Source organism: Leptolyngbya sp. PL-A3, assembly GCF_039962325.1.
Taxonomy (GTDB): domain Bacteria; phylum Cyanobacteriota; class Cyanobacteriia; order Elainellales; family Elainellaceae; genus Vacuolonema.
The window spans coordinates 24295-38550 of sequence record NZ_JAMPLB010000062.1; the positions used below are offsets into that span (position 1 = coordinate 24295).

The window sequence follows — 14256 nt, forward strand, 5'->3', positions numbered from 1 at the left end:
AAACTAATAAACAACAAAACCTCCCTCGCAATTGCTGCGAGATAGTGCTGCCGCTTTTTCCAAATGCTACGGAGAGAGGGATTTATCCGGAATATACCTTCAGCCACCAATGAGTGTGCTCGTGGTCGCCTTGAGCCTTTAAGTAGAGGGAGCACTTTGGCACCCTTCTTTAAGTGGTTCTTATCGGGTGTACGCGCTTGATTGAGAGCTTTATCACGCATAGGTTTCATCATGGCGATCGCCTCACGAACCCTTCGTCTTATCAGCCAACGCAGCGATCGCAATCCGCTCCATAAGATTGCTTAAGCTTCGTCCCTCCTCTTCTGCCCATTTTTGAAGGGCTTCTTTTAGTTCGGGCTGACAGGTGAAGTAGACTGTGGCCTTTTGAGTGGGCATCGTTCCAGGAAAATCGCCGGTTGATGCTGCAATCATAGTGCTTCCTTGAAAGTTATGGATTAAGTTCAAGACTGTCCGGAAAAGTCTTGAACCTATGCTAGCATACGCTCAGATTCCTAAATCTCTGAACAGCACCCGAACTGGAGGCGAACGGATTTCACGAGAAATCAACGTTCGTAGCCGTTCGGCGTTGTTCGGTGTCAGTTCTGATCAGCCTTTGAGGATTTGAGCGATGAACACTTCACTGAGTAAGTTTTGTAAGGAGCACCGATTACCGAAGACCACTGTGTATGAACGTTGCCAGGAGCTTCATTTCGATGTTGCTCATGGCCTGACGCCAGACATGGTGGCGCAGTTAGCGCATGAATTTGATCTAAAGCTTCAACCGACCGAACCTCCTGTCATGCCCACAACACCGATGGTGCCTGAAGATTTTTTTGCAAGTTCTGTCCTCACTCCCACCCAAATACTTGACGTGGCGCTGCCTGAAAGCTTTGACCCGGCTGCGATGGTACGACACTTCGATGGAGTTATGGGTCAGACTGTGGACTCGGACCAAGTAGTAGCAATCGCAGCCATTGCTACCAGTGCGGCGAAGAAAGCGATGGATGAGAAGGTCGCAGCCCAGGAACAAGCCCTCAAAAAGTCTCAAGCAGACAAGAAAAAACTCGAATCCCTCATCCAGGGAACCGTGGTGGATCTGAAGGTGGCTGCCCTTAAATCTCAGATACTGGCGTCGCAACAGACTGCAACCACGTCAGACCTTCAAGAAATGCTGGCTCAATTGCTGGCCCTGGGAAAGCCCCAGGAAAACCCTCCTGGTTCTTCACCTTCATCATCTTGATGGGGTTAGTGAGTGCTGCTCTCGTACTCACCGTTACTCACCAATACCCTTATCCACGCAATTCACCCATCCCTCATCGGGATACTCCACATGCTTTAAGGGAAAGCGATTGCCCAGTTTCTCAGGCCGAGGCGATCGCCCCCTGTCCACTCCACGCAAATAGAGAGGAACAACTCTATGGTACGAAACCCAGATTCAGATAAAACGCTTGCCCAACAACTCACGCCTTTTGCCATCGTCCTGGTTGCTGTTAGTGCTGTTGCGCTGGAAGCTCCTCGCCAATGGGAGCGCTACCAAGAACGCCAGAGCGAAGTGACTCATGTAACAAACCTTCTGCGCAGCAACGAACTGATTCAGCAGGAGCGGGCGATTGCCAACGACCGCTATAAAGCTGACTGCTTATTTCTCTATGAAAATGGCCAATTCGCGCAGATTGTGCCCAACGCAACCGCCGTCAGTGGCACCAATGCTCAGCCGTTGCAACCAGGCTTGGTGGTCTGCGACGGCATCGGGGGAACTGCCGTAGTCGGTGACGGTGGCAAGCTGACACAGTTTGCGGGCAATGCATCCCCTCGGGTCGTGAAGGAGGCCATTGAGCGGGCGACAAATCGCGGCATCACCGCCCCCATTAACTCCACCACACCGGCAGAGGGCTAATCCATGAACAACCTGAAGAACCCCGGCTTAGGTAATAGTGGCTCATTTGGAATCCTTATGCTGGTTCTGGTGACACGCCTTGCCGTGATTGTTTTCTGTGCCTGGAATGCTTCGCTGTACTGGAAAATCTTGATGTCCTTCTTTACCCCTGAAGGATGGTTCAAGTTGCTGATCGGCTTCGTGGCCCTGGTGCTGTGGGCACTGTTGCAAGTGTTGGAAGCGTTGCCCCTGTTGGTGAAAGGTTCGCTGGGTGCCTTGGCCCTGTTGATTAAAGCTGCCGAGCGGTTTCGAGGTCTGGAGGTATCTAAAACGGACAACCCGCTGGTTGCCAGCCTGAAGTCTCAATACAACGCTTACCCGCAACGGTGGATCGGTCGGATCATGCTCCTTTGCTATGGGGCGTTTTGCACCGACCTGGCGATTCTGCTGCGTTACTTCAAGCCGTTTGTCGTGAGCTTCACCGGACTTATGATTAATTGGGGTGAGCTGCTCTGGTTGGTGATCTGTCTTTCCACCGTTCAGGTGACGGTGTTTTTGTGGCTGTTAGCGGAGGGTGGAAAAGCCATCTTCAAGCCAGAGACACAGCCCACAACGTCCAGTGGTGGCCCTTCCAAGCCAGCATCGAAGCCGAAGGAACCCACCAAATCAGCCGCACCGAAGGATGAACCCGAGCAACCGCAAGACGATCCGCCTGCTAATGGCACCGTGACGCTGAAACAAGGCCTGGTTGAAGCGAAGCTGTCATGAAGTGCAATTAGGCTGAAACCTTTGTAGGATAGGAGTTTCAGTACAGTTATTTTGTACTAAAAAATCCGCCATTTTCCACATTAGCTTCTGCTAAATAACGAATTTACGTTGTTTCAGGCTCCGAATTAGAGCTAATTGCATCTGGTGACAGCGTCGCTTCAATCACCCCTCATTCAAGGGGTCGCAGAAGATGCAGTCATAACAACAGCTTTCAATCACCGTTGACCCTCCACTGATTGAAAGCCAGGACAGTCTGAGGCATCCATCCTTACCCCTGCTCCTGCACATCGTACGATGTAAGCCAGAAACTCTCCGCCCCGAGGATGCTTACAGGTGGGGCCGTCAGCGTTGCAGTGGGTGCAGTCGTGGCAGTAGGTTTGAGGCATAGGCGATGCCATCTATCACTTTTAAAGAGTATCTCTTACAAGTGAGGTAAGGATACTAAATGCTCCTTACTATTGCCGCTCTACTCACGCCGGTGCACGTCACGCTCTCAGTACTGTGAGATCGCCTCCTATGGCATAATCTAGGTTCGTAAGTTTTGATTTCCCCCGCATTGCCTTTGAGGGCAACGCGGGTTTTTCCATTGGCAAAAGCGGGAGCATAGTGCGATCGCTCTCCAGGCAGAGCCGCTGCCCATAGGCTTCGTGCAAAAATTCAGCAGATTACAATCATCCCTTGCGTCTTCCTCAGATGGCGCGAGGTTTTTTATTGAGGAGTGCGATCGCCTCCCTCAAGAGCATTCACCGCGATACCGCACCACCACCTATTCCCCTCGACCGTTACCGCTGCGCTGCTGGTGTTTTCGCTGTGGGTGTGTTGCTAGGGGCGGTAGGATGATCAGGTTACGGATAGGAAACACACATTTCTAGCTCTGGCTGCGCGGTCAGGGCTTTTTGTTGGCAATTCTAAGCCATTCCTTCAAAATGCAAAATGCCCACCTCAAAATGTAGGCAGGCATTGAACCGGGTATAAATCGGCTTATGGTCAGGGTTTTTATAGAGCTAACCCCGTTTGAATATCAATAAAAATGCTAGAGCAATCCGAACTTCTAAGCTCGCTGCTTAAGATCTCTTTAGATTTGGACGATCGTCGTCCATGGCAAAATCAGAGATACAAATTTTGCTCTTGCCCGCATCCACCCACGAGTGATGCGGGTTTTTCATACTAAGAAGGAAGACCTTTTGTGGGAGAATCATCCCGCACATATATGTTTAACCCGCGCCTCTTTAGCAGTAGGTGCGGTTTTTTTGTGCTAATGCTAGGAGCGATCACTTCTTATCCGGGCATATAGAGTGACATAATTTGCGCTTCTGTACGTGCGGATTTGATGTACCAGACCCGGTTCAATAGCTCTGTCAGCTCCTCGTCTGAAAGGGATTGTATGTGGGGCATCAGTTCAGATACTTTGGCCCATTTTTGAGATTCTAATTCTGTCTGTATCGCATCAAGATGCGCCTTTAACTCTTTATCGCTCATAAATTATGGATGCATTGTTATATTTCGTTGAGTATTCCCCTGAGCTTGGTAGCCGACCTCTTCGCTTGAGTTAAGTGTGTTTGCTAAGGATGATAAACGTCTTTACTCAACCGTGAGCATCCGAGCCGGATAGATATCAGTTTGACCCTTAATGCCAGTGAGGAACCGCAGATGGTAGCGATCGCCCCCGGCATAGCCGATGATCTGAGCTTCCCATCCAGACGGCACCTTAACCTGTGTTCCATCGGGAATGGTTTGGGGGTCTGCTTCGACCTGGGCAACACTGACCGCTGGCACCTCCAGACCTAACCTTGCTGCCAACTCCTCGACCTTCCGCAGCTCCTCACCGACGCGGGCCAGGTCAGCTTCCAGTTGGCAGAGCGCGATCGCCCTCGTCGCTCTGCCTACCTCATCCCCTCGCAGCGTCCTACAGCCCTTTTTCTTGGTTGCCACGTCGATAAACCACCGCAGCCGTGTGTAGTGCTTCTTCCCCGTGCGATCGGGTGTGGAATCGAGCCAGCAATCCTGATACCGCTCACCGTCAATGGTGATCAATTCTGCTTTGATGGTGGCGATCGCTTGTAACCGATGGAGAGAAGGCTACGGACGATTTTTTCTTTTATTCAAAATCCGCATATTTTGGTTAGCAAGCCAGTCCCCAAGCGATCGCCCCAACTGTTCCATTTTGGGGTCGATTTTCGGAGCTGCGAGTAGGAACAGGGCAAAGATAAAGCAAAGGAGGACAACCCGCCAGTCACGGGTTGTTGCTATCACAAAACCTAGTGCTACGCCCGATAGCAGCGCCAGAAACCAGTCGAAAAAGTTCATGGGCAATCGTCTTCTATAACGTTTGAGAAGTATCTCACAGAGTCCATAATGGGCAGTGCCTGGGTTCTGTGCCAGAGCTGCCACTGCTGCTAGAGGCCGAGCTCGACGCCATCATGCAGGAACTTGACCCCGCTGGAGTGTTCGCCTGATTCGTTGGGGCGATCGGACATAACTGCACCAATTAGGTCTTTTCTGCGATCGCCTTGCTCTACGGTTCAGGAAAAACGGTAATGAGAGGCCTTCATGTCAGTGACGACTTACCTCTGAGATGTTGGTGGTTAACCTGATCACCGTTTTCAAGTAGCCAACAGGGGGGCGTATCGCAGCAGCCCCCTGCTCTCTAGCCAATCTGAAAAGTACCGCAAAGCTTACTACCTGCAAAGGGGGCGCTCGCCCCCTCTCCTCTGCCCTCAATCATCTATGCCAAACCTCAGGTTTCGCCCCTATAGCCAGTTACCCGGCATCCTGAGAGCCGCAGCCCGTACCTGGGGTAATGAGAGCGTAGCTGCAACGCGGGGCAATTAGCTTGAAACCTTTATGGAATAAGCTTTTCAGGCTAGTTTATTTATACTATAAAGATATAGAAATTCTCAAATTTAACACCACGGCTCAACGAACTTGCGTTGTTTCAGGCTTCAATGCGAGCCTAATTGCCCCGCGTTGCAGCTACGCTGTGCGATTCGTTTAGCTGGAAAGTCAATCCAATCTGGAAAGACGTGCAGCTAGCGAGGTTCAACCGAACCTTGACAACTTAGAGGATGGATCAGTAAGCCTTGGACTTTATATCCAGGGTCAGCCTGACTGGTCGAGCATAGACCCAGCACCAGCACCCCTACGGTAGAGACTGAGCATCAATCCGTAAAGCGGGGTGAATCGGAGCAATGACTTTAGATTCTAAAAGTCATCTTTCCTTGGTGAACTGACATGGCTAGGAGACGAACCTACGTCTGAACCGTCGTTATGTAACTGAGGGGAAATAGAATCTGACACCCCTCGTCCAAAACGGACCTGGTGATCCTCAATGGGCATAGCGTAGTCCATTGGAGTGCGAGCTTATCACCCGGCGGAAAGTAGGAGCCTAAATCAGTCTAAACGCCCATCCCCTAGGAACGAAGTAACTCCTCAAGGACATTCTTCGGCATGGTTTTACGATGCCAAAGTAGTCACCTCATGGCGTACATGTCTAGAGGAAAAGGATTGTGTAAGAAGCAAACGCCGTTGGGAAAGCCAGCGGATAAGCTGACGTACACACTGCTGTCGAGGCAAGTTTCAACATTGAGGGATAACATGACGGAGTCTATTAAGACATCTGATGCCTGGGAAACGATTCGCTGGCCACAAGTCCAGCGTAATGTTTACCGCCTTCAACAGCGAATCTATCGCGCCTCACAACAAGGTGAAACTGACAAAGTCCAGTCACTTCAACGCCTGCTGCTAAAATCCTGGTCGGCTCTGGTACTGGCGGTTCGCCGTGTTACCCAGGAAAATGAGGGCAAGAAGACTGCCGGGATTGATGGGATACACTCCCTCAAACCTGCGGAACGGATACAGCTTGCTAAAGAGATAGCTTTGGATAGGAGTGCAGCCCCGGTGCGCCGAGTGCTGATTCCAAAACCAGGGAAGTCAGAATATCGCAAGCTCGGCATTCCCACTATGCGTGACCGGGCAAAACAGGCATTAGCCAAACTTGCCCTAGAACCTCAGTGGGAAGCGCTCTTTGAGCCTAATTCCTATGGCTTTCGACCAGGACGTTCACCCCAGGATGCGATTGAACAGGTCCATCGATGTATCAGCCAACAACCTAAATGGGTTCTCGACGCTGACATCGCCGCTTGTTTTGATCAAATTTCTCACGGCCCTCTCGTTGCCCAACTCTCTAGCAGTCATCCTTCCATTGCTCGGCAATGTCGGGCATGGTTGAAAGCTGGAGTGTTACAAGACGGCAGGATTCAAGCCACGGAGAAGGGGACACCCCAAGGGGGTAATGCCTCCCCACTCCTCGCGAATATCGCACTACATGGCTTGGAAACAACAGTCAAAATGGCTTTCAAAGGGGCTCACTTGGTGAGATTCGCCGATGATTTTGTGGTGCTGCATACCAGCCTCGACACTATTGTCAAAGCGAAATCCTTGATTAGCCAATGGCTGAAGGACCGGGGGTTAGAACTAAAAGAGGAGAAAACCCGGATTACCCATACCCTAGATGGGGGACCGGACTACAGCACTGGCTTCGACTTCCTCGGCTACCAGGTGCGGCAGTATCGCACTCCCCGCCGACGGATGAACAAAAGCCAGCGTCCCTATAAAACCCTGATAAAACCCAGTTCAACATCACTGAAGCGGCTAGTCCAGACGTTGAACGATACGGTCAAACGACACCGAACGTCTTCCCAGAACGCCTTGATTGAGGCACTCAACCCCATCATCTTGGGCTGGGCTCATTACCATCGTTCCAACTCGGCCAGTCGCACCTTCGCCTACCTCGACTCTGTTGTCTATTGGCAACTGAAGCGATGGGCGAAGCGCAGACACCCAAACAAAAGCCAAGCTTGGGTTAAAGCTCGCTATTGGCATACAGTTGGGGAACGAAACTGGGTCTTCGGGGTCAAGCAGTCAGGCAAGATCACCCGGAAACTGGTGAAATTCTCAGACGTGTCCATTCAAAGACACATTAAAGTCAGAGGAACCAAAAGCTGGTACGACGGGGATTGGGTCTACTGGGCTACTCGACGAGGCTGTCATCCCATGACAGGCTTTCGTCATGCCGCCCTGTTGAAGCGACAGAAGGGCCGATGTCCAATTTGCCGAAGTGTTTTTGATATCCAAGACTCCCTGGAGCAAGACCACATTTGGCCGCAAGCTCGAGAGGGTAAAGACGGATATGACAACCTCCAGTTGGTTCATCGCACTTGTCACCACCAAAAGACCGAATGGGATAGGAAGGGGCACTGCCCTATTCACCCTTGGCGTGGGGACTTAGACAGGAGAGGAGTCGTGTGAGGGGAAACTCTCAGGCACGATTCTGAAGGCGGGCGGGTTCTTGTGAGAGGACTCGCCTAGCCAACCTCATTACCCCATATATGCACCTTGAAAAAGAGGATAATTTTTGTCTATCTCCCTATTTTTCTGGCTAAAAACTGCTCGGACTATTTGTTACAACCGATTAATCAGATTAGCGACAACTGTGATGAATTCTGCTGGCTCAACGGGTTTAGGAACGTGGGAATTGAAACCTGAGGAGAGTGCTTTAATTCGATCTTCAGTTCTCGCATAAGCAGTAAGCGCGATCGCAGGAACAGAACCACCCTGCTTTGGGGGCAATGCTCGAACTTGACGAATCAACATATAACCGTCCTCCCCCGGCATCCCAATATCACTGACTAAAAGAGCAGGTTGCTGGTCAGGCGCATTTTGAGTCAAGACAGCTAAGGCTTCCGCTGCCGATGCGGCTGTCATCACTTTTGCCCCACTTTGCTCCAGCAGTGCTGCCAACAACTCGCGAGCATCTGCTTCATCATCCACAACCAATACGTTTAAGCCATCTAACCTTGTCTCACTCATTAAGGGAACTTGGTCGCTCAGGGCTGGATGCACCCGCTCCACATCAGGCGATGCGGGACGGAATATGGCAATGGGCAAAATCACAGTAAACGTGGCCCCTTGCCCTTCTCCAGCGCTATCTACTCGCACACTGCCTCCATGCAGCTCTACTAAATGTCGAGCGATCGCCAAACCTAACCCTAAGCCTCCATGCTTTCTGGTTGTTGAGCTATCAGCCTGTTGCAAACGATCGAAGACATAGGGCAAAAACTCAGGACTAATGCCCTGTCCAGTATCACTGACGATCACTTCAACATGAGAATTGATGCGTTCTAAGCGAATTTGAACTCGCCCTTCCTTGGAGGTGAATTTGACCGCGTTCGATAGTAAGTTCCAAAATATCTGTTGTAGACGATCAGGGTCTCCAGAAATTGGCCCCGCTGCCGGATCTAAAACACTTTGAATTCGAATGTTTTTTGCGTCTGCAGCAGGCCGAACCGAATCGATCGCAGCCTCAATTACAGACACCAGTACTACAGGGCGAACATTTAACCGTAACTTGCCAGAAATGATGCGAGAGACATCGAGCAAGTCGTCAATCAGTTGATTCTGAGCCCTGGCATTGCGCTCAATCGCTTCAAGTGCGCGGCTTACTGTCGCTTCATCGTATTTTTTAGATCGCAACATCGTAGACCAGCCCAGCATGGCATTAAGTGGAGTTCGCAATTCATGGGAGACGGTTGCTAAGAACTCATCTTTGAGGCGATTAGCCTTGGCTAGCTCCTCGGTTTGTTGCCGCAGTAAAGTTTCTACCCGTTTACTCTCGGTCAGGTCGAGCACAAAACAGACCCATGGAGATTGCTCGGTGTCTAACACGGCAGCTCCAATCAACACTGCTATCCGGCTACCGTCTTTGCGAATATATTCCTTCTCAAACGGTGTACAACGCCCCGTGGTTAATAGCTCCTGAATCACCCGCTGATCCTGCTCCTGATACTCAGGGGGTGTCATCTCAGACCAGCGCACCAGTCCGTTATGTAAATCCTCCCGGCTATAACCAATCACGTCAAGAAACTCATCATTGGCTTCGATGATGTGCCCATCCGGACTAGCCAGAATTACCCCAATAATGTTGGAATCTACTAAGCGGCTAAAGCGGGCTTCGCTTCTTTTTAATGCAATTTGCTCGGCTTTGAGGTCTGCCGCTAAAGCTTCAGCCTGGCGGCATGCCACAACCTGGTCAGTGACCTCAAAAGCAAAGGTAATGATACCTTCCACATGGCCATGAATGTCATAAGTAGGTTGGTAGATGAAGTTGAAAAAGCCTCCCTCGATCGTGCCATCCCCCCGCCGATCAAACTGAACTTCAACCTCGGTTCCAATAAAGGGTTCTTCCGTCTTAAACACGTTATCCAATAAATCAAAAATGACTTGTCCTTCTAAATCAGGAAACGCTGCTCGCATGGTTTTTCCAATCAGTTCGCGATTACCAACAGTCTGGCAATACAGGGGATTGGCAAACTCAAAAACATGTTCAGGCCCGCGTTGGATACAAATCAAAGCAGGCGCTTGCATCAGGATGGAGTAGAGCCGATTGCGCTGAACTTCTGCATCGGCCCGAGCAACTTGTTCACGAACTAGTAACTGGTCACGTTCTGCTTCTGCTTGCTTGCGGTCGCTCACCTCTAAAACCCACGACAGAACCGAGACTAAATTGCCTGATTCATCGAACAGGGCTGAGTTGTACCATTCACAATCAATCACCGTACCCGTTTTCGTATAATTCCTGTTGAAACTAACCGTTTGTTGCTCACGACCTTCCCACAGCCCAGCAACAGACGCTTTTACGGTCTCTAAGTCATCGGCAAACACAAAGTTCCATTCGTATGGTTGTTTGCCTAAAACCTCATCTTCCGTCCAACCAAAAACTTGCTCGGCTTGTCGAGACCAGCGAGTAATACAGAAATTAGCACCCCACTCAATCAGTGCAACAGGGGAGTTATCAATATGAAAATTAAACTGTTGTAGGGTAGCTTGTAGCACTTGGTCTCTTTTTTCGCGCTCACGAATGTCACGTACAATCACTTGAGCCGCTGGCTGCCCTTTATAGAAAAGCGGTGAGGCAACCACCTCAACAGCGATCGGTGAACCGTCTAGCTGAAGAAACTGTTCCTCCACAAGTGCAACCGATTGTCGCTCCTCCAATAGCTGACGAATCCGCTCTTTAACAGATTGTTGATCGGCTGGATGAATAAAATCTAAAACAGGCTTGTTCAGTAGCTCATCTGCCTCAGTTGCTCCCAGCAGCTTAACCCCGGCACGATTAATAAACACAATTCTTCCATTCTGCTGAATAAAAATTGTATCGGGAGAGAGGTCAACCAATTGGCGATACTTCTCTTCACTCTCCTTCAATTGATGGGTTGCTAGCTCAGTTCTTTGCTGAGCTCGTTGTAACCTGCCAACTACAGAGCTTATTAGGCTCCCCTCAAGAATAAAAAAAGCAACTTGGATTAGATTGTCAGCAGTTAACGAAAGAGCGTACGTTGGTTCTAAGAAAAAGAAGTCAGCAACCAATGCAGATAGTAGAGTTGCAAAGATACCAACCCTTATCCCACCACGAAGGGCACTGAGGATTACAGCACCAAAAAATAGGAGAAATGGAGTTTTGATGCCGATAAGAGATATCAGGAAAAGCTTCAGCAGTAAGGCTATACCAACACTGAGAATGGCGATGCTGTAATGCTGTGAAGCTATTCGATTAAGGCGTGGCATCGATATGGAACCCTATAACCTTCTGCTAATTGGTGTGAGTCTATAACAAAGTTAGTGCTACAAGACTGACACCCTTCAACAGCTAATCATACCTGCCATCAGGCGTTTGCTTGAGGTTCTGGTCTCCACTCTGTTTCTCGGATCGCTCTGATAAGAAGGGGTGCAACCTCATCCAGTAAAAATGCCTGTTCCTCTGTAAAAGGAATTGGTTTGAAATCAAAGTGGCAAATGGTGCCAAACAGCTCTCCATCTTCATCAATCAGTGGAATGCCACAGTAGGACTGCACCAATTTCCGCTTCGGATGCCCTTGTACTCGATCGTCTTGTAATGAGTCGTTTATCAAAAAAGGCTTTGCTGTATTTCGCACATAAACACAATAGGATTCTAGGACCGGTAAATCTGGGCAGCGTTCAATCTTTGCATCCTCCCGGTCGATTAGATGCAGGTTACGCAGAGTGTTACCCTCAAAGCGAAAAACAGCGGTAAAGCGATGCTCACTTGTGGAATTGAGAAATTGCAGGGCTGCACGCACCCCCGTTGTTTTGAGAAGTTCACGAAACGTTGTAACGGCTTTTTGTTGAATGAACATAGACCGGGGTTGCCAACAGGTACTTGCATAAACCAATTAAAGAGGTTGCACCGTTTTTGATTAACGCTCTTTAGGAGGAGGAAACGAATACCTCAACCAGTAGGGTTAAATGAAGCATAAATGAACTCTGCTGCAGGGGGCATAGTTAAACCATGCAGAATTTTTTAGTAGCTGCAAATGGTTGCTTTACAGTGATTGCGACAGAATGTGTGCCAAAGCCTGCAAGATAGCCCTCTAAGAGGTAGTGAGAGTATCGCTGCAGCCAGGAGCAATTAGGCTCATACTGAAGCCCGAGACAACGCAAATTTGTTGAGCCGTGGGGACAGATTTTAGAATTTCTGCGTTTTACTAGTATAAATAAACTGCCTGAAAACGTTGCAAGCTAATGGCTTCAGGCTAATTGCCCCTGGCTGCAGCGCCACTCTCATTACCCCAGTATCACGTCAGGCATTATCTGCCCTCCAACCCCTATCAATTCACCAATTTTCGCAAGTTTCGCTCATTCCAGATAGAGATAACGTCTCTTATCTCTATCTCGCTAAACTTACGCTATTTTGTTTTTTAAGTCATATACTGGCGGCTATAAATACGTCGCTTATAACACCACGGTAGAGGCTAAGAAGCTTATAAATCGAGTACTTGAGCACCTGTTGTTTGTAGTAATACTGCCGTTGAACTGCTTAGAAACAACCTACCAATTTTATAGAAATTCATATCAATTGTTGAAGCTGATGTTGTGTCATCAGCTCAGCCAGCAGACCAATTTCTGTTACAAATAGTAAGGTTTATCGTTAGATAGGCGCATGGGTCTTGTGGGTAACCTAATGTAGAGCTTGCTTTTCAACTTCTGTGTTAGGAGACTGTCTAATGGGATTATTTGATGCGTTTCGTCAGACGAGTATTCAAAAAAGTCGAATTACACTCGGTCCAGCTGAAGCATTTGTGGCACTCATGCTGATCGTCGTAGCTTCCGATGGTTATTTGGCAGAGGATGAAATTCGCCTTCTGAATGCTACTTTTAATCGAATGAAACTCTTTCGCAGTTATTCTAGCGATGTAATGCTGCGAATGTTGGACAGTCTCAGCAATACTTTACGGCGAGATGGTGCCAATGTGCTGTTTGATGCTGCGATCGAAACATTACCTCATGATCTCTACGATACTGCTTTCGCGATCGCAACTGATTTAGTACTAGCAGACGGCGAAGTTACTCAAGAAGAAGAGGACCTTTTAGGCAGTTTGTGCCGAGCTTTGGACCTGCCGAGTGACCTGGTGAATCAGGTTATCCATGTAATGCTCATCAAGAATAAGGGGTAACCCAAGTTCAAGACGTGTTATCCATGAGGGAACGTAGTCAAAAGCAGACAGGGGATTGTACTTCAAACAATGTCCTATCTGCTTTTAATTTCTCTCAGTGCTGGCAAAGCAACTACTTTATTTCTGCAATTTCTTGAAGCTTTCTATATGTCGCTTCTCCAAAAGAGGTGATTCTACAATCACCTTTTTTAGTAGACTTCTTAAGATTTGTCCAAGTTAGTCCTCTACCTGAATCTTTCCAGTATTCAATAGCCTGTGATGCGGCATTAGCATATTGTTTTTTCATCCCAGATTCAATTAGAGCATCAAGAAGTTCATTCCGGCTAGCTGACAACAGGTTAATTTTTTCTGGTTTAGGCGGAATAATTTCTCTCAATTCAGCAACTTCCGCCCGTAAGTCCTCAAGTAGTTGCTTGATTTCTACATCCGTTTTACTAGGATTTAGAAAAGGTTGAAGGCTGTCGCCAATCCTTTTTAGTTCAGTCTCTATATACAATCTCAAGCTATTTACCTGTACTTGCAAATCTTTGAGGTTGTTATCTTCGTCGTTTGACTTGAAATTATTTGAATTGGAAGGTTCAAGATCTTTTAGAGCTTTAAGTTGAGTCTGAACTGCTTCAGAGTTATCCTTCTCCATGATGAAGACTCTGATACGATCGGGCAAATCAGGGTTGAGTTCTCTTGCCTTGAGGTATGCAAGATAATCAAAGTGGCCTTCAATCAGTCGATAGGATTCAATACCTGTACGCTCCACAACCGGGATCCTAAGCAGACCACCTAGCTTAATGACAGAACGGGCAAAATATTCAAGCTCAGCTTCTTTTGCTTCAACATTAAACGGTAACTGCTGAGGCTTGATTTCTTCTAAACTGTCTAAGTCAATCTGAAAAGTTCTTAACTCCATCGGTCAAGCCTCGTCTTACATCCCAGTTAATTGCATAACTGAACAACTGAGGTAAGCCACTGGTTCGACCAGTGTGACTCGAAGAGTTTTGAGCGTTGCGGCAGTAAAGTAACTCCTACGGTGGCTTGATGAGCCAACTCCGTAGGAGGAAACAACAATGACCCAATCGTATCAAAGCC

Annotated in this window: 14 protein-coding genes; 6 read left to right on the plus strand and 8 right to left on the minus strand. The window is 48.6% G+C overall.

Features of this window, described 5'->3' with window-relative positions:
* Nucleotides 1–243: 243 nt before the first annotated feature.
* A complete protein-coding gene (locus NDI52_RS28045; protein ID WP_348256609.1) occupies nucleotides 244–432 on the minus strand; it encodes a ribbon-helix-helix protein, CopG family in 189 nt (62 codons plus the stop codon).
* Between the two features lie 196 nt (nucleotides 433–628).
* Here NDI52_RS28045 and NDI52_RS28050 point away from each other — a divergent pair, with 196 nt between their 5' ends.
* From NDI52_RS28050 to NDI52_RS28060, 3 genes are all read left to right on the plus strand, one after another.
* Nucleotides 629–1240 carry a hypothetical protein gene (locus NDI52_RS28050; protein WP_348256610.1) on the plus strand — a complete coding sequence of 204 codons (612 nt, stop codon included), beginning with the start codon at nucleotides 629–631 and terminating at the stop codon, nucleotides 1238–1240.
* A gap of 177 nt (nucleotides 1241–1417) precedes the next feature.
* A complete protein-coding gene (locus NDI52_RS28055) occupies nucleotides 1418–1897 on the plus strand; it encodes a hypothetical protein (RefSeq protein ID WP_348256611.1) in 480 nt (159 codons plus the stop codon).
* Between the two features lie 3 nt (nucleotides 1898–1900).
* A complete protein-coding gene (locus NDI52_RS28060; protein WP_348256612.1) occupies nucleotides 1901–2644 on the plus strand; it encodes a hypothetical protein in 744 nt (247 codons plus the stop codon).
* A gap of 215 nt (nucleotides 2645–2859) precedes the next feature.
* On the opposite strand, the gene NDI52_RS28065 is transcribed toward NDI52_RS28060, so the two are convergent.
* A complete protein-coding gene (locus NDI52_RS28065; protein WP_348256613.1) occupies nucleotides 2860–3030 on the minus strand; it encodes a hypothetical protein in 171 nt (56 codons plus the stop codon).
* A gap of 307 nt (nucleotides 3031–3337) precedes the next feature.
* Here NDI52_RS28065 and NDI52_RS28070 point away from each other — a divergent pair, with 307 nt between their 5' ends.
* Entirely contained in the window at nucleotides 3338–3484 is a 147-nt protein-coding gene (locus tag NDI52_RS28070) for a hypothetical protein (RefSeq protein ID WP_348256614.1), read from the plus strand.
* A gap of 438 nt (nucleotides 3485–3922) precedes the next feature.
* On the opposite strand, the gene NDI52_RS28075 is transcribed toward NDI52_RS28070, so the two are convergent.
* From NDI52_RS28075 to NDI52_RS28085, 3 genes are all read right to left on the minus strand, one after another.
* A complete protein-coding gene (locus NDI52_RS28075; protein WP_348256615.1) occupies nucleotides 3923–4123 on the minus strand; it encodes a hypothetical protein in 201 nt (66 codons plus the stop codon).
* Nucleotides 4124–4225: 102 nt separating this feature from the next.
* Nucleotides 4226–4678 (minus strand): hypothetical protein, encoded by a 453-nt coding sequence (locus tag NDI52_RS28080; protein ID WP_348256616.1) that lies wholly within the window; start codon nucleotides 4676–4678, stop codon nucleotides 4226–4228.
* A gap of 45 nt (nucleotides 4679–4723) precedes the next feature.
* On the minus strand, nucleotides 4724–4951 hold the full coding sequence (locus NDI52_RS28085) for a hypothetical protein (RefSeq protein ID WP_348256617.1): 228 nt from the start codon (nucleotides 4949–4951) through the stop codon (nucleotides 4724–4726).
* A gap of 1287 nt (nucleotides 4952–6238) precedes the next feature.
* Here NDI52_RS28085 and ltrA point away from each other — a divergent pair.
* Complete coding sequence (gene ltrA, locus NDI52_RS28090; RefSeq protein WP_348256618.1) at nucleotides 6239–7951, plus strand: group II intron reverse transcriptase/maturase; 1713 nt, start codon at nucleotides 6239–6241, stop codon at nucleotides 7949–7951.
* Between the two features lie 153 nt (nucleotides 7952–8104).
* Here the strand turns inward: ltrA and NDI52_RS28095 are convergent, their stop codons facing one another.
* Nucleotides 8105–11266: a PAS domain S-box protein gene (locus NDI52_RS28095; RefSeq protein ID WP_348256619.1), complete on the minus strand. Its 3162-nt coding sequence runs from the start codon at nucleotides 11264–11266 to the stop codon at nucleotides 8105–8107.
* Nucleotides 11267–11364: 98 nt separating this feature from the next.
* A complete protein-coding gene (locus NDI52_RS28100; RefSeq protein ID WP_348256620.1) occupies nucleotides 11365–11856 on the minus strand; it encodes a GAF domain-containing protein in 492 nt (163 codons plus the stop codon).
* A gap of 867 nt (nucleotides 11857–12723) precedes the next feature.
* Between NDI52_RS28100 and NDI52_RS28105 the strand changes: the two genes are divergently transcribed.
* A complete protein-coding gene (locus tag NDI52_RS28105) occupies nucleotides 12724–13173 on the plus strand; it encodes a tellurite resistance TerB family protein (RefSeq protein WP_348256621.1) in 450 nt (149 codons plus the stop codon).
* A gap of 112 nt (nucleotides 13174–13285) precedes the next feature.
* Here NDI52_RS28105 and NDI52_RS28110 read toward each other — a convergent pair whose 3' ends face one another.
* A complete protein-coding gene (locus tag NDI52_RS28110) occupies nucleotides 13286–14077 on the minus strand; it encodes a hypothetical protein (RefSeq protein WP_348256622.1) in 792 nt (263 codons plus the stop codon).
* Nucleotides 14078–14256 lie beyond the last annotated feature (179 nt).

Excerpts from the sequence above, each read along its gene's own strand:
- NDI52_RS28105 (WP_348256621.1), top strand. The coding sequence starts at position 12,724 with ATGGGATTATTTGATGCGTTTCGTCAGACGAGTATTCAAAAAAGTCGA.
- NDI52_RS28085 (WP_348256617.1), bottom strand. The coding sequence starts at position 4,951 with ATGAACTTTTTCGACTGGTTTCTGGCGCTGCTATCGGGCGTAGCACTA.
- NDI52_RS28065 (WP_348256613.1), bottom strand. The coding sequence starts at position 3,030 with ATGCCTCAAACCTACTGCCACGACTGCACCCACTGCAACGCTGACGGC.
- NDI52_RS28100 (WP_348256620.1), bottom strand. The coding sequence starts at position 11,856 with ATGTTCATTCAACAAAAAGCCGTTACAACGTTTCGTGAACTTCTCAAA.
- NDI52_RS28050 (WP_348256610.1), top strand. The coding sequence starts at position 629 with ATGAACACTTCACTGAGTAAGTTTTGTAAGGAGCACCGATTACCGAAG.
- NDI52_RS28110 (WP_348256622.1), bottom strand. The coding sequence starts at position 14,077 with ATGGAGTTAAGAACTTTTCAGATTGACTTAGACAGTTTAGAAGAAATC.
- NDI52_RS28075 (WP_348256615.1), bottom strand. The coding sequence starts at position 4,123 with ATGAGCGATAAAGAGTTAAAGGCGCATCTTGATGCGATACAGACAGAA.
- ltrA (WP_348256618.1), top strand. The coding sequence starts at position 6,239 with ATGACGGAGTCTATTAAGACATCTGATGCCTGGGAAACGATTCGCTGG.
- NDI52_RS28095 (WP_348256619.1), bottom strand. The coding sequence starts at position 11,266 with ATGCCACGCCTTAATCGAATAGCTTCACAGCATTACAGCATCGCCATT.
- NDI52_RS28055 (WP_348256611.1), top strand. The coding sequence starts at position 1,418 with ATGGTACGAAACCCAGATTCAGATAAAACGCTTGCCCAACAACTCACG.
- NDI52_RS28045 (WP_348256609.1), bottom strand. The coding sequence starts at position 432 with ATGATTGCAGCATCAACCGGCGATTTTCCTGGAACGATGCCCACTCAA.
- NDI52_RS28070 (WP_348256614.1), top strand. The coding sequence starts at position 3,338 with ATGGCGCGAGGTTTTTTATTGAGGAGTGCGATCGCCTCCCTCAAGAGC.
- NDI52_RS28060 (WP_348256612.1), top strand. The coding sequence starts at position 1,901 with ATGAACAACCTGAAGAACCCCGGCTTAGGTAATAGTGGCTCATTTGGA.